Origin of the sequence: Nocardioides luti, assembly GCF_014212315.1 — a bacterium.
GTDB lineage: Bacteria > Actinomycetota > Actinomycetes > Propionibacteriales > Nocardioidaceae > Nocardioides > Nocardioides luti.
On sequence record NZ_JACKXE010000001.1, the window covers coordinates 503,670 to 526,395 of the forward strand.

Here is a 22,726-nt window from a genome sequence, read left to right on the forward strand (position 1 = left end):
AGCGCCTGTCTCGAAACCTCCGTCAGGATCCGGGCCGCTCATGCTTCCTCCACGGGTGCTTCGGGCGTGACCTCGACGAGGTTCAGGTGGACGCCGCGGCGGGCGCCGACGACGGTGGCGATCGCGTCGGCGATCGCGGCGGGCTTGAGGAAGTGCGGGTGCCGGGCGTGCCCGAAGCGGACCCACTGGGTCAGCACCTCGCCGGCCGCCTCGTCGCTCCAGTCGGTGCCCATCTCGCTCCAGGTGGGGCCGGGACGGACGACGCTGGCGCGGACGCCGGTGCCCTCGAGCTCCATCTGCATCGCCTGGACCATGCCCTCGAGGCCCCACTTGCCGGCGGTGTAGGCCGCCATGAACGGCCGGGCCCGCACGGCGACGTCGGAGGACACGAAGACGACGTCGCCGCGGCGCCGCTCGACCATCGCGGGCACGAAGGCCCGCACCAGCCGGTGCGCCCCGGTGACGGCCAGGTCGAGCTCGCGGGCGAACCGCTCGGTCTCGACCTCGTGGGTGACGCCCGGTGCCACGGCGCCCGCGTTGGAGACGAGTACCTCCACGTCACCGAGGTCGCGGGCGACCGCGGCCGCGAAGGCCGCGACGGAGTCGGCGTCGGTCACGTCGAGCGCATGCGCTACGGCCTCGCCCCCGACCGCGCGGACCTGCGCGGCGACCTCCTCGCAGCGCTCGACGCGCCGGGCGCCCAGGGCCACGGGGTGACCGGCGGCCGCGAGGGTCAGGGCGGTGGCCGCCCCGATCCCGGAGGACGCTCCGGTCACGACGGCGGGCCTGCGCTCGGGGTGCGGGTGGCGGGTCATCGCATCTCCACGCGGATCGGCAGCCGCGCGAAGCCGCGCACGCTGGTCGAGTGCACCCGCCTGGCGGCTGGGGTGTCGACCTCGAAGGTCCGCACCCGGCGTACGAGCTCGTCGAGCGCGACCCGGGCCTCGAGCCTGGCCAGGTTGGCCCCGAGGCAGAAGTGCCGGCCGCCGCCGAAGCTCAGGCTCTGCGCCAGCTCGGCCGGGTCGCGGTGCAGGTCGTAGCGCGCGGGCTCGCTGAAGACCCGCTCGTCGCGGTTCGCGGAGCCGAGGACGAGGAGCAGCTTGGCACCGGCGGGCGCGACCCGGCCGTGGAGCGCGACGTCCCGCTTCAGGTGGCGGGCCAGCATCTGGCTCGAGGTGTCGAAGCGCAGTGTCTCCTCGATCCACGGCCCCACGAGCGCGAGGTCGGCGGGATCGGCGAAGACCTCGTCGCGCTGGTCCGGTTGGGCGGCGAGGTGGTGCAGCGCGTTGCCGAGCAGCTTGGTCGTGGTCTCGTTGCCGGCCACGCCCATGAGGAAGAGGAACGCCACGATCTCGTGGTCCTCGAGCCGGTCGCCGTCGACCTCGGCGGCGAGCAGCGCGGAGGTCAGGTCATCGCCGGGGCGACGCTTCCGCTCGGCGAGGAAGCCCTCGTAGTAGGCGATCAGGTCGAGCGCCGCCGTCATGCCGACGGGGGGTACGTCGTGGACGCCCGGCTCGCGGTGCACGGTCAGGTCGCCCAGCCGGCGGATCTCGTCGCGGTCGGCCTCGGGCACGCCCATCAGCTCGGAGATGACGTCCATCGGCAGCCGGCCGGCGACGTCGGTGATCCAGTCGAGGCTGCCGGACTCCCCGGGGCCGGGCAGGACGGCGTCGAGGTGGTGGTCGGTCAGGCGCTGGATCCGCGGCTCGAGCTCGCGCACCCGGCGCGGGGTGAAGCCCTTGGAGACGAGCGACCGCAGCCGGGACTGGCGGGGCGGGTCGAGCGCGAGGAAGGACATCACCCGGTGCGCGTCCTTGTGCCAGGCACTCGCGTCCAGCGAGACGCCCATGGCGTTGGAGTACGTGTCGTCGTCGCGCACGGCCGCCGCGATGTCGGCGTGGCGGGAGAGCACCCACAGGTCGTGCTGCTCGTCGTGGTGCAGCGGGTCCTCGTCGCGCAGCCGCGCGTAGACCGGGTAGGGGTCGTCCTGGAAGGCGTAGTCGTAGGGGTCGAACGCGATCGGCGCCCCGCCGACGTGCTGGTCGGTGACGGTCACTGGCCCTCCATGGTGTGGCCGTGGCAGATCGCGGCCACGACGTCGTCGAGCCGCTCGCCCATCTCGGTGTAGGTGAGCACGCCCATGCCGGCCTGGAGCAGCGCGCCGGAGAACGCCAGCACCAGCGCCTCCAGCACCCGCGGGTCGGCGGGCTCGCCGATCGCGTCGCGGAAGCGGTTGGCGAACTCGGTCCCGATCTCGAGCCGCAGCCGCTCGACCTCGGGGTCGTGGGCCAGCAGGGCCGTGGTCGCGGCGGCCGCGAGCTCGGGGGCGCCGGCGAGCATCGTGGCCATGTGCCGGGTCACGGCCTGCAGCCGGTCGACGGCCCGCGGGCCGGCGGGCTCCGGCCCGGGGTCGGTCACGAGCCGGCGCCAGAACAGCTCGGCGAAGAGGTGGTTGCGGGAGGCGAAGTAGGTGTACGCCGTGGCCGACGAGACCCCCGCCCGGACCGCGACCGTGCGGATCGTCAGCGCGTCGACGCCGACGGCGCGCAGCTCCTCGTCACCGGCGACGAGGAGCCGCTCGACGGTCTCGGCCTGGCGGGTGTTGAGCCCGGACCGCGGACCGGCGGAGTAACTGGACACCTGTCCAATCTAGAACGTGTTCTCGTTCGAGCGCAAGGGTGTCGGTGCGATCGGACAGGATGGGCCCGTGCTGCTCACCGAACTCGTCGCCACCTCCCGCACCGTCGCCGCCACCCGCTCCCGCAAGGCCAAGGTGGCCGCGATCGCGGAGCTGCTGGCCACGGCCGCCCCCGACGAGCTCGAGACCGTGACGTCCTACCTCGGCGGCACGCTGCGCCAGCGCCGCACCGGCCTGGGCTGGCGCGGGCTGAGCACCCTCCCCGACCCGGCCGACTCCCCCAGCCTCGAGGTCACCGAGGTGCACGAGACCTTCGACGCGATCGCGGCGATCAGCGGCTCCGGCTCCCAGGCGGCCCGGGCGACGGCCGTGGCCGACCTGTTCTCCCGCGCCACCGAGGACGAGCAGGAGTGGCTGCGCGGCCTGGCCACCGGCGCCGTCCGGCAGGGCGCCCTCGACGCCCTGGTCCAGGAGGCGGTCGCCGCCGCCGCGGGCGTCCCGCTCGGCGCCGTACGCCGCGCCGCGATGCTGGTCGGCGCCACCACGCCGGTCGCGGTCGCCGCGATGACCGGCGGCGAGGAGGCGCTGGCCGCGTTCGGGCTGGAGGTCGGCCGGCCGGTCCTGCCGATGCTCGCCTCCAGCGCGCCGGACCTCGAGGCCGCGATCGCCAAGGCCGGCGGCGGGGAGGTCGCGGTCGACACCAAGCTCGACGGCATCCGGATCCAGGTGCACCGCGACGGCGACGAGATCCTCATCGCCACCCGCACCCTCGACGACATCACGGCCCGACTGCCCGAGGTCGTCGAGATCGCCCGGGCCCTGCCCGCGGAGCGGCTCGTCCTCGACGGCGAGGCAATTGCGCTCGACGACGCCGGCCGGCCGCGGCCGTTCCAGGAGACCGCCTCGCGGACGGCCCAGGCCGCCGGGGTGGTCGTGACGCCGTACTTCTTCGACGTGCTGCACCTCGACGGCGAGGACCTCCTCGACGCCCCCGGCACCGAGCGGCTGGCCGCCCTCGAGCGGCTGGTGCCGGAGGCGTACCGCGTCCCCCGCCTGGTCACCGCCGACCCGGAGGCCGCCGCCGACTTCCTCGCCGACGCCATCGCCGGCGGCCACGAGGGCGTGGTCGTCAAGAACACCGCCGCGGCGTACGACGCCGGCCGCCGCGGCGCCGCCTGGGTCAAGGTCAAGCCCGTCCACACCCTCGACCTCGTCGTGCTGGCCGTCGAGTGGGGCAGCGGGCGCCGCGAGGGCTGGCTCTCCAACATCCACCTCGGCGCCCGCGACCCGGACACCGGCGAGTTCGTCATGCTCGGCAAGACCTTCAAGGGCATGACCGACGAGATCCTCGCCTGGCAGACCCGGCGCTTCACCGAGCTGGCCCTCGACCCCTCCGAGGTCAAGGCGCACTACGTCGTCCCCGTCCGCCCCGAGCAGGTCGTCGAGATCGCCATCGACGGCGTCCAGCGCTCCACCCGCTACCCCGGCGGCGTCGCCCTCCGCTTCGCCCGGGTCGTGCGCTACCGCGACGACAAGGCCCCGCACGAGGTCGACACCCTCGAGACGGTGCGGGGCTTCCTCGCCGGCTGACGACCCAGGCTTCTGCGGTTGATCGGTGCCACCTGGTGACACCGATCAACCGCAGAAACGACCAAGGCGAGCCGCGGACCAGCCCGGTCGGCTCCGGGCGCGCGTCGACCCGGTTGTGCGGTGGATCCGGTTCACCAGGTGAACTGGATCCACCACACAGTCACCCGCCCCACTCTTCCCGACCTGCCCCGCCCCCTAGCCGACCGTCGACGCACCAGGGAGATCCGTCACACTCGTCGCACAGGTGTGTCACACCCTGTTGCACGCGGGATACGCTCGCTCAATGCCTCCCACTCCGGCACGCGCTCCCGAGACCGATGGTCGCCGCTCCGCCGCCGCCCAGCGCCGCAGGGCGCGCGAGCGCGAGATCCTCGCGGCGACGCGGGCGCTGTTCGACGAGCGCGGGGTGCGCGACGCGCAGATCGAGGACATCGCGAAGGCGGTGGGGATCAACCGGGCGATCGTGTACCGCCACTTCACCGGCAAGGAGGAGCTCTTCGCGCTCACCCTGGTCGGCTACCTTGACGAGCTGCGGACCGCCCTCGCCGAGGCAGCGGCCGCGCACGAGGACGCCCGGGACCGGCTCGAGGCGATCGTGGGCGCGTTCGTCGACTACGGGCTGGCCTACCCCGCCTTCATCGACTGCGCGCAGACCCTGATGCGCCGGCGCGGCCCCGAGCTCCTCGACGAGATGAGCGAGAGCGCGCTCTTCCGCCTCGGCCGCGGCATCTCCGGCTGCCTGGCCACGCTCACCAGCGCGCTGCAGGCCGGCGTCGACTCCGGCGACTTCCGGGTCTCCGACCCGTCGCTGCTCGCCAACACGCTCTACGCCAGCGGGCTCGGTGCCCTGCAGCTGGCTCGGGTCGGGATCCTCGTCGACGAGGCCGCACCCGGCATCCCCAGCGTCGGCGAGATCTCGCCGCAGCAGGTCAAGGACTACCTGGTGGCGTCCGCGACCGCGCTCGCCACCATGCCCTGACCGACCAGCAACACGGCCGACCCGGCGCAGCCCGTCAGCCCTCCGGCGGGTCCTCGAGGCGCGGCGCACCGTCGGGCGCAGGAGTCCGCGCGAGGTTCATCGTCAGCGCGAGGGTCGTGTAGTACCCGACCGTGACCACCACCTCGACCAGCCGCTCCTCACCGAGGGCGGCCAGGGCAGCGGCGTACGACGCGTCGTCGACCTGACCGGTCTCCAGCAGCGCCCGCGCGAGGTCGGCGACCAGCGCCAGCTCGGGTCGGCCGCTGGCGGGCCGGCGCCCGGCGGCGACGTCGTCGGTCACCGACGGCGGCACGCCCTTCGCGGCGGCGAGAGGCTGGTGGAAGCCCCACTCGAACTGCTGGTGCCAGTGCCGCGCGACGACCAGGACGGTGAGCTCGAAGAGGTCGTCGTCCAGGACGCTGCCGAAGCGGAGGTGCTCCCCCACCAGCTGCAGTCGCGTCATCAGCTCGGGGCTGCGGAGCAGCGGCACGAACGGTCCGACGAGCCCGCCCCGCGGGCCGGCCGTGATCCGCTCCACGGCCGCCCGCTGGGCGTCGGTCAGGTCGCCGTCCTCCGGCATCCCGATCCGGACGGGCTCGTCGGCACTCATCCGCGTGCGGGTCAGCGCTCCAGGATCGCGACGACGCCCTGGCCGCCGGCGGCGCAGATCGAGATCAGCGCGCGGCCCGACCCCTTCTCCGCGAGCAGCTTGGCGGCGACGTTGATGATCCGGCCGCCGGTCGCGGCGAACGGGTGGCCCGCGGCGAGCGAGGAGCCGTTCACGTTGAGCTTGCTGCGGTCGATCGAGCCGAGGGGGGCGTCGAGGCCGAGGCGCTCCTTGCAGAACACCGGGTCCTCCCAAGCCTTGAGCGTCGAGAGCACCTGCGAGGCGAAGGCCTCGTGGATCTCGTAGAAGTCGAAGTCCTGCAGGGTGAGCCCGTTGCGGGCGAGCATCCGCGGGACGGCGTACGCCGGGGCCATCAGCAGGCCCTCGCCGCCGTGGACGTAGTCGACCGAGGCGGTCTCGGAGTCCGCGAAGAACGCGAGCGGCTCGAGGTCGTGCTCGGCGGCCCAGTCCTCGGAGGCCAGCAGGACGGCGGAGGCGCCGTCGGTCAGCGGGGTGGAGTTGGCGGCGGTCATGGTGGCGGCCTCGCCCTTGCCGAAGACCGGCTTCAGCTTCGCGAGCTTCTCGACCGAGGAGTCCGGGCGCAGGTTGTTGTCGCGCTCGACGCCGCGGAACGGCGTCACCTGGTCGTCGAGGAAGCCACGGTCGTACGCCGCGGCCAGCTTCTGGTGCGACGAAGCGGCCAGCTCGTCCTGGTCCTCGCGGGTGATCTGCCACTCGAGGGCGGTCAGCGCGGCGTGCTCGCCCATGGAGAGGCGGGTCCGCGGCTCGCCGTTCTGCGGGATCTCGAGGCCGATGTCGCCGGGCCGGATCTGGCCGAGGGCGACGAGCTTGCCCTTGGTGTCGCGGGCGGCGTTGACCTTCATCAGCTTCTTGCGCAGCTTGTCGCTGATCGCGACGGGCGCGTCGGAGGTGGTGTCGGTGCCACCGGCGATGCCGGAGTCGATCTGGCCGAGCGCGATCTTGTTCGCGACCTGGATCGCGGCCTGGAGGCCGGTGCCGCAGGCCTGCTGGATGTCGGTGGCGGGCGTCTCGGGCGACAGCTTCGAGCCGAGCACGGACTCACGCGTCAGGTTGAAGTCGCGGGCGTGCTTGAGCACGGCACCGGCGACGACCTCGCCGACGCGCTCGTTCTCGAGGCCGAAGCGGGTCACCAGGCCGTCGATCGCGGCGGTCAGCATCTCCTGGTTGGAGACGGACGCGTAGACGGAGTTCGAGCGGGCGAACGGGATGCGGTTGCCGCCGATGACGGCGACGCGACGGGTCGTGGAGGTCATGGACACATCCTTGCCCTTCCCGCCCTGCTGGAGAAGGCTATGAGGGGCACGTCACGAAATGTGGACGCAGTGTTACACGTCTAGTTACATGTTCCCCGAGCGAGCCGTCGGGCACCCCTGACGGCTCGACCCACGACTACTGGAGGAACCCTCCCCATGAGCGACAAGTACCAGAGCTTCACGGCGTCCCCGATCGGCAAGCTGCTCGTCAAGAACCTCGGGCTGCCCGCCCCCATGAAGCTCGACCGCTACACCGAGGGCGCCCCGCTCGTCGACGGCACGGTCGTGGTCGGCGGTCGCGGTCGCCTGGCCGAGTCGCTCCCCGGCCTGCTCGACACCCTCGGCATTGCCTCGACCGAGGTCGCCGAGGAGGGCGCGACGTACAAGGGCCTGGTCTTCGACGCCACCGGCATCACCGGCTCGGCCGACCTGGTCGCGCTCCGCGACTTCTTCACCCCGCTGCTGCGCAGCCTCGACCGCTGCCCGCGCCTCGTCGTGCTCGGCACGCCGCCGGAGCTGCTCGAGGGCGGCGAGCGCGTAGCGCAGCGTGCGCTCGAGGGCTTCACCCGCAGCCTCGGCAAGGAGATCGGCCGCGGCGGCACCGTCCAGCTCGTGTACGTCGCCGAGGGCGCCGAGGCGGCCACCGCCTCGACCCTGGGCTTCCTGCTCTCCCCCAAGTCGGCCTACGTCTCGGGCCAGGTGGTCCGCATCGGCGCGACCGGCTCGGTCAAGGCCCCGGCCGTCCAGGACTGGCAGCGCCCGCTGACCGGCAAGGTCGCCCTGGTGACCGGCGCGAGCCGCGGCATCGGCGAGCAGATCGCCCGCGTCCTGCACCGCGACGGCGCGACCGTGCTGGGCGTGGACGTGCCCCAGGCGGCCAGCGAGCTGCAGGTCGTCATGAAGGAGATCGACGGCGACTGGCTGACCCTCGACATCACGGCGGCCGACGCGCCGCAGCGCATCGCCCACCACCTCAAGGAGAAGCACGGCGGGGTCGACGTGGTCGTCCACAACGCCGGCATCACGCGTGACAAGAAGCTGGCCAACATGCAGGAGGACCGCTGGGACTCCGTCATCGCGGTCAACCTCACCGCGCCCGAGCGGATCACCCGCGAACTGCTCGACCAGGGCGTCGTGAACCCGAACGGCGCCATCGTCGGCGTCGCCTCGATCGCGGGCATCGCCGGGAACGTCGGGCAGACGAACTACGCCGCCTCCAAGGCCGGCGTCATCGGCTTCGTGGACTCGCTGGCCGGCGAGCTCGAGGACGGCATCACGATCAACGCCGTCGCGCCGGGCTTCATCATCACCGCGATGACCGCGGCCGTGCCGTTCGCGACCCGCGAGGTCGGCCAGCGTCTCAACGCGATGTCCCAGGGCGGCCTGCCGGTCGACGTGGCCGAGACGATCGCGTGGTACGCCAACCCCGGCTCCAGCGCCGTCAACGGCAACGTGGTCCGCGTCTGCGGCCAGATGATGCTGGGGGCCTGAGATGACCGAGCCCCGCGTGGTCGAGGGGACGCCCGGCGCGCTGCCGCAGCTGCTCAAGGCGGCGCTGCCGTCGTTGCCGGTCGTGAACCTGCTGCCCGGCATCCGCAAGAGCGGGTCGACGCTGCCCGACCTGGCGCTGACGCGTCACGACGTGCCGGTCGACCCGGCCCACGCGGCGGCGTACGCCTCCGTCTGCGGCTTCCCGACCAAGGACGTGCTGCCGCTGACCTACCCGCACATGCTGGCCTTCGGGCTGCACATGGCGATCATGACCGACGGGTCCTTCCCGTTCCCGGCCATCGGCACCGTGCACCTCGAGAACTCCATCACCCAGCACCGGGCGATCACGGCCGACGAGCGGCTGCAGGTGACGGCCCGGCCCGAGCACCTCCGCCCGCACGCCAAGGGCCAGGTCTTCGACATGGTCACGACCGTGCACGCGGCCGGCGAGCTGGTGTGGGAGGAGACCTCGACGTTCCTGCGGCGCGGGCGCGGCGACGCGGACGCCCCGGCGGGCACGCCGCTCCCCCAGGTCGAGCCGACCGGGACGCGGTGGCCGCTGGCCGGCGACCTCGGCCGGAGGTACGCCGCGGTGTCGGGCGACCACAACCCGATCCACCTCTACCCGCTGACCGCGAAGGCGCTGGGCTTCCCCCGGCAGATCGCCCACGGCATGTGGAGCAAGGCCCGCTGCGTCGCGGCGCTCGAGAACCGGCTCCCCGACGCGGTCCGCGTCGACGTCGCCTTCAAGAAGCCGATCCTGCTCCCCGGCACGGTGGCCTTCGGCTCCCGGCCCGAGGGCGAGGGCTACGCCTTCTCGCTCAGCAACCCGAAGAGCGGCGCCCCCCACCTGGCCGGGCTCACGACCGCCCTCTGAGGCCCGCGGCCGCGATGGCCGCGGCGCCGAGCAGCGTCAGCGCCGTCGAGACCAGCACCGCGGTGTTCCACCCGTCGACGACGCCACCGCCGGTGTGCGTCGCGACGGTCACGAAGAGCGTGATGCCGATCGCGGCGCCGAGGTAGCGCGAGGTGTTGTTGGCGCCGCTGCCCATGGCCGCCCGGTCGGGCGGCACGCTGGCGACGGCCTCGCGGCCGAGCACCGCGTTGAGGACGCCGGTGGCGATGCCGCTCACGGCCATCGGCACGACCAGCCGCCACGGGCTCGAGTCCGCGGCCAGGCCGTAGCCGCAGGCCTGACCGACCGCCACGCCCACCAGCAGCAGGGCGACGGGGAACGGCCCCTCGAGCGGGTGCGGCAGCCGCCGCACGAGCATCGAGGTGACCACGCTGGTGCCGGCCCACGGGACGACCAGCAGGGAGGCGACCCACAGGCTGGTCCCGAGGCCGAGCTGGGCGACGGTCGGGACGAACGACGACATGCCGATGATCCCCAGGCCGAGGACCAGCGAGCCCATCGTGGCGCCGCGGAAGCGGCGGTTGCCGAGCAGCGTCGGGTCGAGCAGCGGGGTGCCCACGCGGGACTCCACCAGCACGAAGGCCGCGAACCCCAGCACGGCGAGCACGGCCAGCACGACGGTGGGGGTGTCGATGCCGTTGCGGCCCTGGGTGAGCGCCGAGACGAGCAGCGTCATGGCCGCGACGAGGAGCACAAGGCCGGGCACGTCGATCGAACGGGCGCTCGCAGCGCGCGACTCGGGCATCGCGCGGACGGTCGCCGCGAGCAGCACGGCGGCCAGGACCGCGGTGACGGCGTACGTCTCGCGCCAGCCGGTGCCGACGTCCAGGGCGGCCGCGAGGACGGCTCCCGACGCGATGCCGAGGCCGACGCTGGCGCCCCAGACCGAGGTCGCGTGCACGCGCTCGGGTCCGGGCGGGAAGTGGTGGGCGAGCAGCGCCAGGCCGCAGGCGAGGATGGCCGCACCGCCGGCGCCCTCGAGGACGCGGGCGGCCACGAACAGCAGCGACTCCTGCGCCACGGCGCACAGGACGGCGCCCAGGGCCAAGGCGGCCAGGCCGGCGACGTACACCCGGCGGCGGCCGAAGGTGTCGCCGAGCACCCCCGAGGCGAGCAGGGCCGCGGCCAGGCCGACGCTCATCGAGCTGAGGATCCAGGCGCGAGCCACGGCGCCGGCGCCGAGGTCGGCGGCGGTGGCCGGGACGGTGGCCATCGGCGTCACGTAGGTGACGAGCACGAGGGCGGTCCCGAGGGCCACGAGCGGCAAGAGGAGACCGCGCTCCCCCGTCGACGCGCCCGCGGCACCCGAGTCCGCGTTCGAGCCAGTAGGTTTGACATTCAAACTCATGCGCAGGACGCTAACACCCCACCCCGACGAAGGGAACCCGCCGGTGCCCAGCGCCACCCCGCCGATCACCCTGGCCGAGCTGCCCGGTCGACCGTGCCCGATCGCGGCGTCGCTGGAGGTCGTCGGCGAGCGCTGGTCGTTGCTGGTGGTCCGCGAGATCCACCTCGGGAACACCCGCTTCTCGGGCATCGTGCGCGGCACCGGCGCGCCCCGCGACCGGGTCGCCGCGCGGCTCCGGGCGCTGGAGGCGGCAGGCGTCGTCGAACGACGTGCCTACTGCGACGCTCCCCCGCGCCACGACTACCACCTGACCGCGTCCGGCCGCGCGCTCGTGCCGGTGCTCGACGCCCTGCTCGCCTGGGGCAAGGAGCACGCCGTCGCCCCCACCGACCCCGATCGCGACCGTCACCTGACGGTGCCGAAGGAGCCCCGATGACCAGCACCGCCCCCGAGAGCTGGGGCCCCGCACGCTCCCGCACCGTGACCTGGCACGACCCGATGATCGGGGCGAGCGAGGGACTGAGCCGCCCCGGGCTGGACTACCTGCAGGCGATGATCGACGGCGAGCTGCCGCCGCCCCCGATCTCCGGGCTCGTGCAGATGGGCCTGGTCTCGGTCGAGCCGGGGCGCGTGGTGTTCACCTGCCTGCCCGACGAGTCGGCGTACAACCCGATCGGCGCGGTGCACGGCGGCCTGGTCTGCACGCTGCTCGACTCCGTCGCCGGGTGCGCGCTGCACAGCACGCTGCCGCAGGGCAAGGGGTACACCTCGGTCGAGATCAAGGTGAGCTACCTCAAGGCCGTCCGGGCCACGAGCGGGACCCTGACCGCCGTCGGCACGGTCGTGAAGGCCGGCTCGCGGGTCGGCTTCACCGAGGGCGTCGTCACCGACGCGTCCGGCGCCGTCGTGGCGACCGCGACCAGCACGCTGCTCGTCTTCGACCTGCCGACCGCCTGAGCCCGTCGCCCGCACGGGGCTGCGCCTAGCAGCCGGAGCTGGGACCGGTGCACTACGCCACCCTGGCCGATCGGCCATTTCTGCCGGGAACGCTCGCCTGCGCCGGAGGGGCGGACCTAGCCTGCGAGCGTGATGGCAGCTCGGGAACGCACCAGCGCCCTGCTCGGAGGACTCCTCCTGGCAGCGGCGGCACTCGCGGGCGCCGCGCTCTCGGTGCCGGCCGCGGGCCCGTCCGGCGGCTCGCCCGGTGACACCGTGACGGGGACGATCGACACCCGCGTCGAGCCGGCCTTCGCGGCGAGCTGCATCGGCTACTGCCAGCACCCCACGAACGCCGCCAAGGTGTTCCGCTGGGGGCTCGAGGACTGGCGGCAGGAGTTCGAGACCGGCTCGCTCAGCGACCACTGGCACACCAGCGTCGACGACGCGATCGGCCAGCAGCAGGGCATGCTGACGATCAAGGCAGCCAGCGACTCGGGCACCGTGCGGGTCTGGCCCGACGACCAGTCGGCGACCACCGGCCGCTGGGAGTCGCGGGTGCGCGCCTTCGAGAAGACCACCGACGGCACGCCGTACCGCTTCACGTGGGAGCTGGTCCCGGTCGGCGCGGACGCCTGCCAGGCACTGACGATCGTGCTGGCGTCGTACGTCCCCGGCGACGAGGTCGCGACCGGCTCCGTCACGACGCTGCCCGACCACCAGTTCACGTTCTCCCGCAAGCGCGACCTGCGCTCGCGCGCCTGGCACACGTACGCCGTCGAGGTGACGCCCACGCGGATCTCGTGGTTCGTCGACACCAAGGTGATGCGGACCGAGCGGCGCCCGGAGGTGCTGTCGGGGCTGGAGTACCGTCCGCAGTTCGTCATGGAGGCCGTCGACGGCTCCGAGATGCGCGAGTCGTGGATGCAGATGGACTGGGTCCGCTACTACACGCTCAAGCGGCCCAACGCGAAGCCGGTCAAGGCGCCGCCGATGGACCTGACCACCCTGACGACGCTGCCGACCTGCTGAGCCCGCGTCAGTCGCGCAGGCCCGTCGCGATCTCGGCGAGCGCGTCCTCGAGCGTGACGGACGGCGTCCAGCCCCACCGCTGGGCGCGGGTGGCGAGCAGGCGACCGGTCCACGCGGGCTGGTCGTCCCACACGGGCTCGACACCCACGGCCGTCGTGACGGTCTCGACGTAGTCGCGCACCGTCGCCGGTCCGGCCGCGACGTTGACCGGCGTGCAGCCGCCCTCGACCGGACCCTGCTCCGGGTCCGTGCCCGCGGCGATCCGGCCGGTCGCGACGTCCGCCACGAACGCCGCGAGGTCGTCGAGGTGGACCCAGGCGAAGCTCTGCTGCGGGACCGCGTGCCGGGCCTGCTCGTGCTCGCGGATGGCGGCGGGGCGCAGGGAGTTCCACACCGAGGTCTCGCCGGCGCCGAGGATGGCGGGCGGGCGGACGAGCACGCGGGTGAGGCCGTCGACCTCGGCCAGCGCGGCGTCGGTGTCGCGCTTGGTCACCGAGTAGTCGTCGGCGTCGTCCGCCACCAGCGCCGACGCCTCGTCGACGTCCCCCGCCTCGGGCGAGCGGTCGTAGACCGCCCCCGTCGAGATGTGCACGAGACGCTCGACGCCGGCCGCGCTCGCCGCCCGCGCGACGACCGGCGTCCCGTCGACGCCGATCCGCTGCTGGGTGGCGCGGTCCGAGCCCATCGGGTGCACCGTCGTGACGACCGCGGTCGCCCCCTCCACGACCTCCGCGGCGAACGACTCGTCGAAGAACTCCCCCACCCGCTCCTCGACACCGTCGAGCCGCGGCGCGGTGCCGGGACGGCGTACGACGGCGCGCACGGTGGCCCCCCGCTCGACGAGGGCCGCGCACGTGCGCGCGCCGACGAGGCCGTTGGCGCCGGTGACGACGATGATCGGAGGCGAGGTGGTGTCGGTCATCCCGCCAGCCTTGCAGGCTCGGGCAACTTCCTCACGACCGCTGCCGGATCAGCCCCTCCTGGGCGACGGTGGCGACGAGCAGGCCGTCCTGGGTGAAGACGCGGGCCAGGGCGAGGCCGCGCGAGTTCGACGCGGACGGCGAGGCCTGGTCGTAGAGCCACCACTCGTCGGCACGGAACGGCCGGTGGAACCAGATCGTGTGGTCGAGCGAGGCCATCTGGACCGACGACGGGTTGGTCTCGTGGGCCGACAGCGTGGCGCCGAGCAGGGACATGTCGCTGGCGTAGGTGAAGGCCGCGAGGTGCTCGACCGGGTCGTCGGAGAGCCGGCCGTTGATGCGGATCCACATCCGGGCGCGAGCCGGGCGCGAGTCGTCGGCGGGCAGCCCGCGCAGCGAGGTGCCGAGGTGCCGCGCCTCGAGCGCGCCCCACTCCTTGGCGAGCTGGTCGCTGTCCTTGTTGCCGGCCTTGCGCATCAGGTCGACGAGGTCGAGCCCCTGCTCGGGAGGGGGTACGTCGGCGGGCATGACGTCCTGGTGCTCGAAGCCGTCCTCGGCGCGCTGGAAGCTCGCCGTGAGGTAGTAGATCGGGCGGCCGTGCTGGCGCGCGACCACGCGCCGGGTGGCGAAGGAGCGCCCGTCCCGGATCCGCTCGACGTCGTAGATGATCGGCACCGAGGTGTCGCCGGGCAGCAGGAAGTACGAGTGCAGCGAGTGCGTGACGTAGGCCGGGTCGACGGTGCGCACGCCGGCGATCAGCGCCTGGGCGGCCACCTGCCCGCCGTACACGCGCGGCCGCTCGGTGTCGGCCTCGCGTCCGCGGTAGAGGTCGACGTCGAGCTGCTCGACGTCGAGCAGCGAGACGAGGTCGGAGACGGGAGCGTTGTCAGCCACGGTGTCGGATCAGCCCTTCCTGGGCGACGGTGGCCGCGAGGACCCCGTCCTGGGTGAACACCCGCGCGAGCGCGAGCCCCCGACCGCCGGAGGCCGAGGGGCTCTCCTGGTCGTAGAGCCACCACGCGTCGGCGCGGAACGGCCGGTGGAACCACACGCTGTGGTCCAGCGAGGCGACCTGCATGCCGGGGCTCGTCACGTGCACGCCGTGCGGCACGAGCGTCGAGCCGAGCAGCGTCATGTCGCTGGCGTAGGTGAACGCCGCGAGGTGCTGCAGCGGGTCGTCGGAGAGCTCGCCGTTGACCCGGATCCAGAGCCGGGCCCGCGCGGGTCGGGCCGGGTCCTCGGGCAGGCCCGAGCGCGAGGTGCCGACCGAGCGCACGTCGAGGGCGGCCCACTCGCGCTCCCACTCCTCGGTGTTCCCGCTTCCCCGCGCCCGGAACATCGCCCCGAGGTCGATCCCCTCCTCGGGCGGGATCACGTCGGGCATCGCGTCCTGGTGCTCGAAGCCGTCCTCGGCGCGCTGGAAGTTGGCGGTGAGGAAGTAGATCGGGCGGCCGTGCTGGCGCGCGGCGACGCGGCGGGTGCCGAACGAGCGCCCGTCGCGCAGCCGCTCGACGTCGTAGATGATCGGGACCGAGGTGTCGCCCGGCCGCAGGAAGTAGGAGTGCAGCGAGTGCGCGACGTACGCCGGGTCCGTGGTGCGCGCGGCGGCGAGCAGCGCCTGGGCCGCGACCTGCCCGCCGAAGACCCGCTGCAGCGAGGTGTCGGGCTGGCGACCGCGGAACAGGTCGTCGTCGAGCGTCTCGAGGTCGAGCAGGGCGACGAGCTCGTCGGCTGAGGCGGGCACGGTGACTCCTGGTGGGGCGAGCGGTCAGGGGCGGTCGATGTCCGGCGAGCCGGAGCCCCCGGCGGAGTCCGGGTCGTCGAGCCCGGCGAGGAACTGCTCGAACTGCTGGCCGATCTCCTCACCGGTCGGCAGCGGCTGGTCGTCGGCGAGCAGGCTGCTGCCGTTCTCCTCGGCCCGCTCGAAGGCGTCGTACTGCCGCTCGAGCGCCTGCACGACCTCCTCGACCTCGTCGTTGGCGGCGAGGTAGCGGGCGATCTCGACCTCGCGGTCCTCGGCCTCGGCGGCCAGCCCGGAGAGGTCGATCGTCAGCCGACCGGCCTTCTCGACGTTCTCGAGCAGCGCGCCGGACGCCTTCGGGTAGTCGAGCTGGGCCAGGTAGTGCGGGATGTGCGCCACGAAGCCCTGGGCGTCGTGGCCCCACTCGCCGAGCCGGACCTCGAGCAGCGCCTGGGCGCTGGAGGGGATCCGCAGCTCGCCGCGCCACGGGCTGTCCCCGGAGATCAGCGCGGGGTTGTTGGCGTGGTGGGTGATCGCGATCGGGCGCGTGTGCGGCACCGCCATCGGCACCGAGCCGACGCTGACGACGCGCGAGACGCCGAAGCGCTCGACCACGTCGCGGACCGCGCGGGCGAAGGCCTCCCAGCGGTTGTCGGGCTCCGGCCCGCTCAGCAGGAGGTACGGCGTCTCGCCGCTGTCCTGCAGCAGCCGGACCACCAGGCGCGGCGCGTCGTAGGCCTCGTAGTGGTCCCGCACGAACGACATCGCCGGTCGCCGGGCGCGGTAGTCGTGGAACTGGTCGACGTCGAAGGTCGCGACCACGCGGCCCCCACCGTCGTTGAGGTCGATGAGGTGCTGAGCGGCCAGGGCGCCGGCGTTGCCCGCGTCGAGGAACCCGTCGAGGACCACCACCATCGTGAGCGCGGTGGTGTCGTCGAGCTCGGGCACGTCGTCGACGATGTGCACGAGTCGGGGTTCCTGGGACACGGGGGCGTCCTTCCTCTGGGGCGTACGGGCCGCTCGGACAGGGCTGCGGGGCAGCCTGACCGCCGAGGAGCAGCGCCGGTCCCGCCCACGATATTCCCCCTGCTCCTCCGCGCGCCGGGCGGCGGGCCGCGAGGTGACGACACCCACACCCGCGATCTGCTGCCGGCGTTGTTACCGAGGGGTAACGTTGCCCGCGCACCATCCACCGCCCTCAGTCAGTTCCCCCGAGGAGACTTCTGTGTCGAGAGAGCCACGACAGCTGCGCGAGGTCGTCTTCGTCGACGGCGTCCGCACCCCCTTCGGTGTCGGCAAGGCCAGTGGCCAGTACGCCGAGACCCGCGCCGACGACCTGGTCGTCAAGTGCATCCGCGACCTGCTGCGCCGCAACCCGAGCCTCCCTCCCGAGCGCGTGGACGAGGTCGCGATCGCGGCCACCACGCAGATCGGCGACCAGGGCCTGACCATCGGCCGCACCGCCGCGCTGCTCGCCGGCCTGCCGCAGAGCGTCCCCGGCTTCGCGATCGACCGGATGTGCGCCGGCGCGATGACGGCCGTGACCACCACCGCCTCGGGCATCGCCTTCGGCTCGTACGACGTCGCGATCGCCGGCGGCGTCGAGCACATGGGCCGCCACCCCATGGGTGAGGGCGTCGACCCGAACCCGCGGATCATGTCCGAGCGGGTCGTGAACCCCGACGCGCTCGTGATGGGCAAGACCGCCGAGAACCTGCACGACCGCTACCCCACGATCACCAAGGAGCGCGTCGACGCCTACGCCGTGCGCTCCCAGGACAAGACGGCCGCGGCGTACGACGCCGGCAAGATCCAGCCCGACCTGGTCCCGGTCGCGACCCGCTCCGCCGAGGCGGGCTGGGGTCTTGCGACCACCGACGAGCCCATGCGCCGCGGCACGACCATGGAGTCGCTGGCCTCGCTGAAGACGCCGTTCCGCTCGCACGGCAAGGTGACCGCCGGCAACGCCGCGGGCATCAACGACGGCGCCACCGCCGCGCTGCTCGCCGACGAGGAGACCGCCCGCGAGCTGGGCCTGCCGGTCCGGATGCGCCTGGTGGCCTACTCCTTCATGGGCGTCGAGCCCGAGGTGATGGGCGCCGGCCCGATCCCGGCGACCGAGAAGGCCCTGCGCCAGGCCGGTCTCACCATCGACGACATCGGCGCCTTCGAGGTCAACGAGGCGTTCGCCGTGCAGGTGCTCGCGTTCCTCGAGCACTTCGGCATCGCCGACGACGACGCCCGGGTGAACCCCTACGGCGGCGCGATCGCGATGGGCCACCCGCTGGCGTCGTCCGGTGTGCGGCTGATGACGCAGCTGGCGCGCTCCTTCGAGGAGCGCCCGGAGGTCCGCTACGGCCTCACCACCATGTGCATCGGCATCGGCATGGGCGGCACCGTCATCTGGGAGAACCCCCACTACACCGGAGAGGCGGCCTGACATGGCTGAGGTCTCGAGCTCGACCCACGAGGCGCTGCTGACGCGCGCCCAGGAGATCTCCTCGGACGCCGAGCGCGTCACCGAGGCGAAGCTCCGCAAGGTCACCCTGCCGGCCGCCCACGGGCAGAGCCCCGCCGTGATGGGCCTGATCACCCTCGACAACGGCGAGGACCACACCAAGCCGAACACCTTCGGCCCGCGCGGGCTCCTGTCCCTGGACGCCGCGATCGACGCCGCGCTCGCCGACGACGAGATCACCGCGATCGGCGTGACCGGCAAGCCGTTCATCCTCGCCGCGGGCGCGGACCTGACCAGCATCGCCGGCGGCGGCGAGGACGGCGTCCGCATCGTCGCCGAGCTCGGCCACGCGGTCTTCCGCAAGCTGCACGACGGCGTCGACGGCCGCTCCAAGCCGTCGTTCGGCTTCGTCAACGGCCTCGCCCTCGGCGGCGGCCTCGAGGTGGCCCTGCACTGCGACTACCGCACCGTCATGGACAGCGCGCCGGCGCTGGGCCTGCCCGAGGTCATGCTCGGCCTGGTCCCCGGCTGGGGCGGCGCGTTCCTCGTGCCCAACCTGATCGGCCCGGACAAGGCCGTGACCGTGATCCTCGAGAACCCGCTCAACAACGGCAAGACGCTCGGCGGGCAGGCGGCCTTCGACCTCGGGCTCGCCGACGCGGTCTTCTCCGGCGCGGACTACCTCGAGCAGTCGCTGCTGTGGGCGGCCTCCGTGCTCAGCGGCGAGGTCACCGTCGAGCGGGCCGAGCCCGACCGCGGCGCGGCCTGGGACGCGGCCGTCGCGCGCGGCCGCCAGGTCGCCGAGTCGAAGACCGGTGGGGCCTCCCCCGCCGCGGCCCGGGTCGTCGAGCTGATCGACGCGGCCCGCGACAACGACCGCGACGCCGGCTTCGCCCGCGAGGACGACGCCCTCGAGGCGATGTCGCGCACGCCCGAGCTGATCGCCTCGCTCTACGCCTTCGACCTGGTGCAGAAGCGGGCCAAGCGTCCGGCCGGCGCGCCCGACAAGGCCCTGGCCCGCAAGGTCACCAAGGTCGGCATCGTCGGCGCCGGCCTGATGGCCAGCCAGCTCGCGCTGCTGTTCGTACGCCGCCTGGACGTGCCGGTCGTGCTGACCGACCTCGACCAGGAGCGGGTCGACAAGGGCGTGGGCTACGTGCACGCCGAGATCGACAAGCTGCTCGCGAAGGGCCGCGTCAACCAGGACAAGGCCAACCGGCTCAAGGGCCTGGTGTCGGGCGCGATCGACAAGGCCGAGGTCTTCGCCGACGTCGACTTCGTCATCGAGGCCGTCTTCGAGGAGATGTCGGTCAAGAAGTCGGTCTTCGCCGACGTCGAGAAGGTCGTGTCGCCCGAGTGCATCCTCGCGACCAACACCTCCTCGCTCTCCATCACCGAGATGGCCGCCGACCTCGAGCACCCCGAGCGGGTCGTGGGCTTCCACTTCTTCAACCCGGTCGCGGTGATGCCGCTGCTGGAGATCGTGCGCGGCGAGCGGACCGACGACGCCACCCTGGCGACGGCCTTCGCCACGGGCAGGTCGCTGAAGAAGACGACGATCCTGGTCAAGGACAGCCCGTCCTTCATCGTCAACCGCCTCCTCGGCCGCTTCATGGGCGAGGTCGGCCGGATCGTCGACGAGGGCACCCCCGTGCCGGTCGCGGACGGCGCCTTCGCGGGCGTCGCGCCGATGCCGCCGTTCATGCTGCTCTCACTGGTGGGTCCGGCGATCGCGCTGCACAACAACGAGACGCTGCACCGGGCGTTCCCCGACCGCTTCTACGTCTCTCCCGCGTTGGAGCGGGTCGTGGCCGCCCGGAAGTCGTCGTACTACGGCCCCGACGGCGGGATCGACCCCGAGATCGAGGCGCTCCAGGAGAAGCCGGCCGACCCGGTCGTGCTCGACCGTGCCGAGGTGCGCACCCGCGTGCTCACCGGCCTCGCGGACGAGGTTCGCCGGATGCTCGACGAGGGTGTCGTCGCCGGGCCCGAGGACCTGGACCTGGCGATGATCACCGGTGCCGGGTTCTCGTTCTGGAACGGCGGGCTCACGATGCTCCTCGAGCGCGAGGGTCTCGGGAAGTTCCACTAGTCCGGCAACCTCCGGGCGACGGATAGCATCACAGGGGTGTCGGGCCTGCGGGCCCGACACCCCTGTCGTCTTCCCGAGGAGCCCCGTTGATCTTCATCACCGCCAAGTTCCAGGTCCTGCCCGAGCACGCGGAGGACTGGCCGGAGATCTCGCGGTCGTTCACCGAGGCGTGCCGCGCCGAGGAGGGCTGCCTGTGGTTCGACTGGTCGCGCAGCCTCGACGACCCGCACGAGTACGTCCTGGTCGAGGCCTTCCGCGACGGCGACGCCGGCGGGGCCCACGTCAACAGCGACCACTTCAAGCAGGCCCAGGCCGAGCTCCCGCAGTACCTCGCCGCGACGCCGCGGATCGTCAGCCAGGAGGTCGACCAGGACGACTGGAACGAGCTCGGCGAGATGAAGGTCGAGCGCTGAGGTGAAGCGGCTGGCCGCCCTCGTCGCGGTGGTGCTCACCGCGCTCGCCCTCGTGGTGTCCGCCGCGCCGGCGCAGGCTGCCGGGCAGGCCTGGGTGGAGAAGGCGCAGAAGCGCCTCAACGTCCTGCACTGCCAGGCCGGCCCCGCCGACGGCGAGTTCGGCGCCTGGACCCGCTCGGCGGTGATCCGCTTCCAGTCGCGGCACGGGCTCGCCCAGACCGGCAAGCTGAGTGCGCCGGTCCGCAAGCGGCTCTACGACGAGAAGGCCCAGCGCTGCGACCAGCGGCCGGTGCCCAAGGGCTCCGGCACGGGACGCCGCCTGGTCATCAGCCAGGGGCAGAACTGGCTCTGGCTGGTCGGCCCGAAGGGTGGGGTGGTCGCCCAGGGCGGGATCATCGACAACCCGTCGGTCCTGAAGAAGGGCAGCTACCGCACCGGCTCCTACTGCGGCCGCGCCGCCCGGATCAAGAAGAACTCCACGACCAGCGACGCCGTGTGGCTGGACAACTTCGTTCGGTTCGCCCCGTGCGGCGTGGGCTTCCACCGGATCCCGACCTACAAGTCGAACGGCGCGCAGATGCACGCCGACTGGCTGCTCGGCACCAACATGACCGAGTCGCACGGCTGCATCCGGCTGACCCGCGGGCTGTCGCTGAAGGTCTGGAGCTTCACCACCCGGCGTACGCCCGTCCACGTCGTCTGACCTCGCTCACCCCGCGTCGCGCGGGAGCCGCACCCGGAAGGTGCTCCCTTTCCCCAGCTCGCTCTCGACCGTGACCGTGCCGCCGTGCCCGGCCACGATCGAGGCGACGATGTCGAGCCCGAGGCCGGTGCCGGGGATGTGCTGCCCCAGCGCCTCGCCACCCCGGAAGAACCGCGTGAAGACGTGGTCGACCTCATCGGGGGCGATGCCCCGACCGGTGTCCGCGACCGCCAGCTCGAGCTCGCCGTCCGACCCGTCCCCCGTGGCGCGCAGGGAGACGGTCGCGGACGAGCCGGGGGCGGCGTACTTCACGGCGTTCGACAGCAGGTTGTCGAGCACCTGGCGGATCCGGAGCTCGTCGACGACGGCGTGGAGCGCGGGGCCGTCCGGCGGGAGGTCGGTGACCACGGTGACGCCGGAGGCGTCGGCGAACGCCCGGGCCGCCTCCACGGCGTCGTGGACGAGCGCCACGAGGTCGAGGTCGACGCGCTGCAGCTCGAGGCTGCCCTCGTCGGTCTGGCCGACGTGCAGCAGGTCCGACAGCAGCGAGCGCAGGCGGACCGCGTTGCGCTGGACGACGCGGAGCTGGTCGAGCACCTCCTCGGGCAGGTCGTCGTTGTCGCAGAGGATCTCGAGATAGCCGAGCACCGACGTGAGCGGGGTCCGCAGCTCGTGCGAGACCGACGAGACGAACTCGTCCTTGACCTTCATCGCCCGCATCAGGTCGGTGATCTCCTGGTAGGCCAGGACCGAGCCGAGCCGCTCCCCCGCGGGCCCGCGCACCTGCCGGGCCGAGGTCGAGAACGCCGCCCGGGAGAGCGGGTCGTTGCCGACCCAGTAGGTGTAGTCGTCGAACTCCTCGCCCTGCACGGCGCGGTAGGACGGCATGTCCTCCTTGCCCATCAGCGTCCGGCCGTCGGGGAAGTAGACGTGCCCCAGCTGGCCTGCGGTGCCGGCGTGGCCGTCCGGGAACGGCAGGCTCATCGTCTCGCGGTGCCGCCGGTTGCTGCGCTCGTAGCGGCCGTCGGGGCCGATCAGAAGCAGCCCGACGTTCACGGTCTCGAAGATCGCCTCGAGCGTGTGGTGCTCCCGCTCGAGCGCGGCGTGCGCGGCCTCGAGACGCGCCGCCGCCTCCCGCTGCTCGGTGACGTCGATGATCTGGGAGATGAAGTGCAGGGTCTCGCCGTCGGGGCCGCGGACGGCCGCCACCGACAGGTCGCACCAGACGGTGTGCCCGCGGGCGTGCCGGTAGCGCTTCCGGACGCGATAGGTGTCGATCTCCCCGGAGCGGGCCCGGCTGAACAGCTCGAGGTCGCCCTCGAGGTCGTCGGGGTGGGTGAGCTCCTGGAAGCCCCGGGCGCACAGCTCGTCGTCGGCGTACCCGAGCATGTCGGCCAAGGCCCGGTTGGCCATCAGCACCCGGCCGTCCAGCCCCACCAGGGCCATGCCGATGGGTGAGTTCTGCAGGGTCAGCCGCCACAGCTCGGCACTGTCGGACGGTCCCTCCACGCGTCACCTCCTGGCTCCGAGCACGTGCTCCCACCGTAGGGGACCCCGATCCCGGAAC

Annotated in this window: 22 protein-coding genes; 11 read left to right on the plus strand and 11 right to left on the minus strand. The window is 73.0% G+C overall.

Annotation, left to right across the window (positions count from 1 at the left end; all coding sequences use genetic code 11):
* Positions 1-38: 38 nt before the first annotated feature.
* Genes H5V45_RS02345 through H5V45_RS02355 form a run of 3 tightly spaced genes read right to left on the minus strand, consistent with a single transcriptional unit; the run spans position 39 to position 2,640 of the window.
* Positions 39-815 carry an SDR family oxidoreductase gene (locus H5V45_RS02345; protein WP_185251453.1) on the minus strand — a complete coding sequence of 259 codons (777 nt, stop codon included), beginning with the start codon at positions 813-815 and terminating at the stop codon, positions 39-41.
* A complete protein-coding gene (locus tag H5V45_RS22535) occupies positions 812-2,056 on the minus strand; it encodes a cytochrome P450 (protein WP_343061384.1) in 1,245 nt (414 codons plus the stop codon). The genes H5V45_RS02345 and H5V45_RS22535 overlap by 4 nt, the downstream gene beginning before the upstream one ends.
* Entirely contained in the window at positions 2,053-2,640 is a 588-nt protein-coding gene (locus tag H5V45_RS02355) for a TetR family transcriptional regulator (protein WP_185251454.1), read from the minus strand. The genes H5V45_RS22535 and H5V45_RS02355 overlap by 4 nt, the downstream gene beginning before the upstream one ends.
* A 67-nt stretch (positions 2,641-2,707) precedes the next feature.
* Between H5V45_RS02355 and H5V45_RS02360 the strand changes: the two genes are divergently transcribed.
* The gene (locus H5V45_RS02360; protein WP_185251455.1) at positions 2,708-4,228 is read left to right on the plus strand and encodes an ATP-dependent DNA ligase; all 1,521 of its coding nucleotides are present in this window, start codon (positions 2,708-2,710) and stop codon (positions 4,226-4,228) included.
* Between the two features lie 283 nt (positions 4,229-4,511).
* Entirely contained in the window at positions 4,512-5,207 is a 696-nt protein-coding gene (locus tag H5V45_RS02365; protein ID WP_185251456.1) for a TetR/AcrR family transcriptional regulator, read from the plus strand.
* Positions 5,208-5,241: 34 nt separating this feature from the next.
* Here H5V45_RS02365 and H5V45_RS02370 read toward each other — a convergent pair whose 3' ends face one another.
* The gene (locus tag H5V45_RS02370; protein ID WP_185251457.1) at positions 5,242-5,817 is read right to left on the minus strand and encodes a carboxymuconolactone decarboxylase family protein; all 576 of its coding nucleotides are present in this window, start codon (positions 5,815-5,817) and stop codon (positions 5,242-5,244) included.
* An 11-nt stretch (positions 5,818-5,828) separates the two neighbouring features.
* The gene (locus H5V45_RS02375) at positions 5,829-7,109 is read right to left on the minus strand and encodes an acetyl-CoA C-acetyltransferase (protein WP_185251458.1); all 1,281 of its coding nucleotides are present in this window, start codon (positions 7,107-7,109) and stop codon (positions 5,829-5,831) included.
* A gap of 156 nt (positions 7,110-7,265) precedes the next feature.
* On the opposite strand from H5V45_RS02375, the gene H5V45_RS02380 reads away from it, so the two are divergent.
* Entirely contained in the window at positions 7,266-8,600 is a 1,335-nt protein-coding gene (locus H5V45_RS02380; protein ID WP_185251459.1) for a 3-oxoacyl-ACP reductase, read from the plus strand.
* A 1-nt stretch (position 8,601) separates the two neighbouring features.
* Complete coding sequence (locus H5V45_RS02385) at positions 8,602-9,477, plus strand: MaoC/PaaZ C-terminal domain-containing protein (protein ID WP_185251460.1); 876 nt, start codon at positions 8,602-8,604, stop codon at positions 9,475-9,477.
* Here the strand turns inward: H5V45_RS02385 and H5V45_RS02390 are convergent.
* Positions 9,461-10,864 (minus strand): MFS transporter, encoded by a 1,404-nt coding sequence (locus tag H5V45_RS02390; protein WP_185251461.1) that lies wholly within the window; start codon positions 10,862-10,864, stop codon positions 9,461-9,463. The two genes, H5V45_RS02385 and H5V45_RS02390, sit on opposite strands and share 17 nt — an antisense overlap.
* A gap of 43 nt (positions 10,865-10,907) precedes the next feature.
* On the opposite strand from H5V45_RS02390, the gene H5V45_RS02395 reads away from it, so the two are divergent.
* From H5V45_RS02395 to H5V45_RS02405, 3 genes are all read left to right on the plus strand, one after another.
* On the plus strand, positions 10,908-11,300 hold the full coding sequence (locus tag H5V45_RS02395) for a winged helix-turn-helix transcriptional regulator (RefSeq protein WP_221633874.1): 393 nt from the start codon (positions 10,908-10,910) through the stop codon (positions 11,298-11,300).
* The gene (locus H5V45_RS02400) at positions 11,297-11,821 is read left to right on the plus strand and encodes a PaaI family thioesterase (RefSeq protein WP_185251463.1); all 525 of its coding nucleotides are present in this window, start codon (positions 11,297-11,299) and stop codon (positions 11,819-11,821) included. Before H5V45_RS02395 ends, H5V45_RS02400 begins: the two co-directional genes overlap by 4 nt.
* Positions 11,822-11,953: 132 nt before the next feature.
* Entirely contained in the window at positions 11,954-12,832 is an 879-nt protein-coding gene (locus H5V45_RS02405; RefSeq protein ID WP_246416003.1) for a family 16 glycosylhydrolase, read from the plus strand.
* A gap of 7 nt (positions 12,833-12,839) precedes the next feature.
* Here H5V45_RS02405 and H5V45_RS02410 read toward each other — a convergent pair whose 3' ends face one another.
* Genes H5V45_RS02410 through H5V45_RS02425 form a run of 4 tightly spaced genes read right to left on the minus strand, consistent with a single transcriptional unit; the run spans position 12,840 to position 16,480 of the window.
* Positions 12,840-13,754: an NAD-dependent epimerase/dehydratase family protein gene (locus H5V45_RS02410; protein WP_185251465.1), complete on the minus strand. Its 915-nt coding sequence runs from the start codon at positions 13,752-13,754 to the stop codon at positions 12,840-12,842.
* Positions 13,755-13,785: 31 nt separating this feature from the next.
* Complete coding sequence (locus H5V45_RS02415) at positions 13,786-14,646, minus strand: acyl-CoA thioesterase domain-containing protein (protein ID WP_185251466.1); 861 nt, start codon at positions 14,644-14,646, stop codon at positions 13,786-13,788.
* The gene (locus tag H5V45_RS02420) at positions 14,639-15,496 is read right to left on the minus strand and encodes an acyl-CoA thioesterase domain-containing protein (RefSeq protein ID WP_185251467.1); all 858 of its coding nucleotides are present in this window, start codon (positions 15,494-15,496) and stop codon (positions 14,639-14,641) included. Before H5V45_RS02420 ends, H5V45_RS02415 begins: the two co-directional genes overlap by 8 nt.
* 24 nt (positions 15,497-15,520) lie before the next feature.
* Complete coding sequence (locus H5V45_RS02425) at positions 15,521-16,480, minus strand: PAC2 family protein (protein ID WP_343061385.1); 960 nt, start codon at positions 16,478-16,480, stop codon at positions 15,521-15,523.
* Positions 16,481-16,718: 238 nt separating this feature from the next.
* Between H5V45_RS02425 and H5V45_RS02430 the strand changes: the two genes are divergently transcribed.
* The 4 genes from H5V45_RS02430 (at position 16,719) to H5V45_RS02445 (ending at position 21,159) form a co-directional block, all read left to right on the plus strand.
* The gene (locus H5V45_RS02430; RefSeq protein WP_185251468.1) at positions 16,719-17,933 is read left to right on the plus strand and encodes an acetyl-CoA C-acyltransferase; all 1,215 of its coding nucleotides are present in this window, start codon (positions 16,719-16,721) and stop codon (positions 17,931-17,933) included.
* A 1-nt stretch (position 17,934) separates the two neighbouring features.
* Positions 17,935-20,043: a 3-hydroxyacyl-CoA dehydrogenase NAD-binding domain-containing protein gene (locus H5V45_RS02435; RefSeq protein WP_185251469.1), complete on the plus strand. Its 2,109-nt coding sequence runs from the start codon at positions 17,935-17,937 to the stop codon at positions 20,041-20,043.
* A gap of 86 nt (positions 20,044-20,129) precedes the next feature.
* Positions 20,130-20,456, plus strand: a complete 327-nt coding sequence (locus H5V45_RS02440) for a putative quinol monooxygenase (RefSeq protein ID WP_185251470.1) — start codon at positions 20,130-20,132, stop codon at positions 20,454-20,456.
* Between the two features lies 1 nt (position 20,457).
* The gene (locus H5V45_RS02445) at positions 20,458-21,159 is read left to right on the plus strand and encodes a L,D-transpeptidase family protein (protein WP_343061386.1); all 702 of its coding nucleotides are present in this window, start codon (positions 20,458-20,460) and stop codon (positions 21,157-21,159) included.
* Between the two features lie 6 nt (positions 21,160-21,165).
* Here the strand turns inward: H5V45_RS02445 and H5V45_RS02450 are convergent, their stop codons facing one another.
* Positions 21,166-22,668 (minus strand): ATP-binding protein, encoded by a 1,503-nt coding sequence (locus H5V45_RS02450; protein ID WP_185251471.1) that lies wholly within the window; start codon positions 22,666-22,668, stop codon positions 21,166-21,168.
* Between the last annotated feature and the right edge of the window lie 58 nt (positions 22,669-22,726).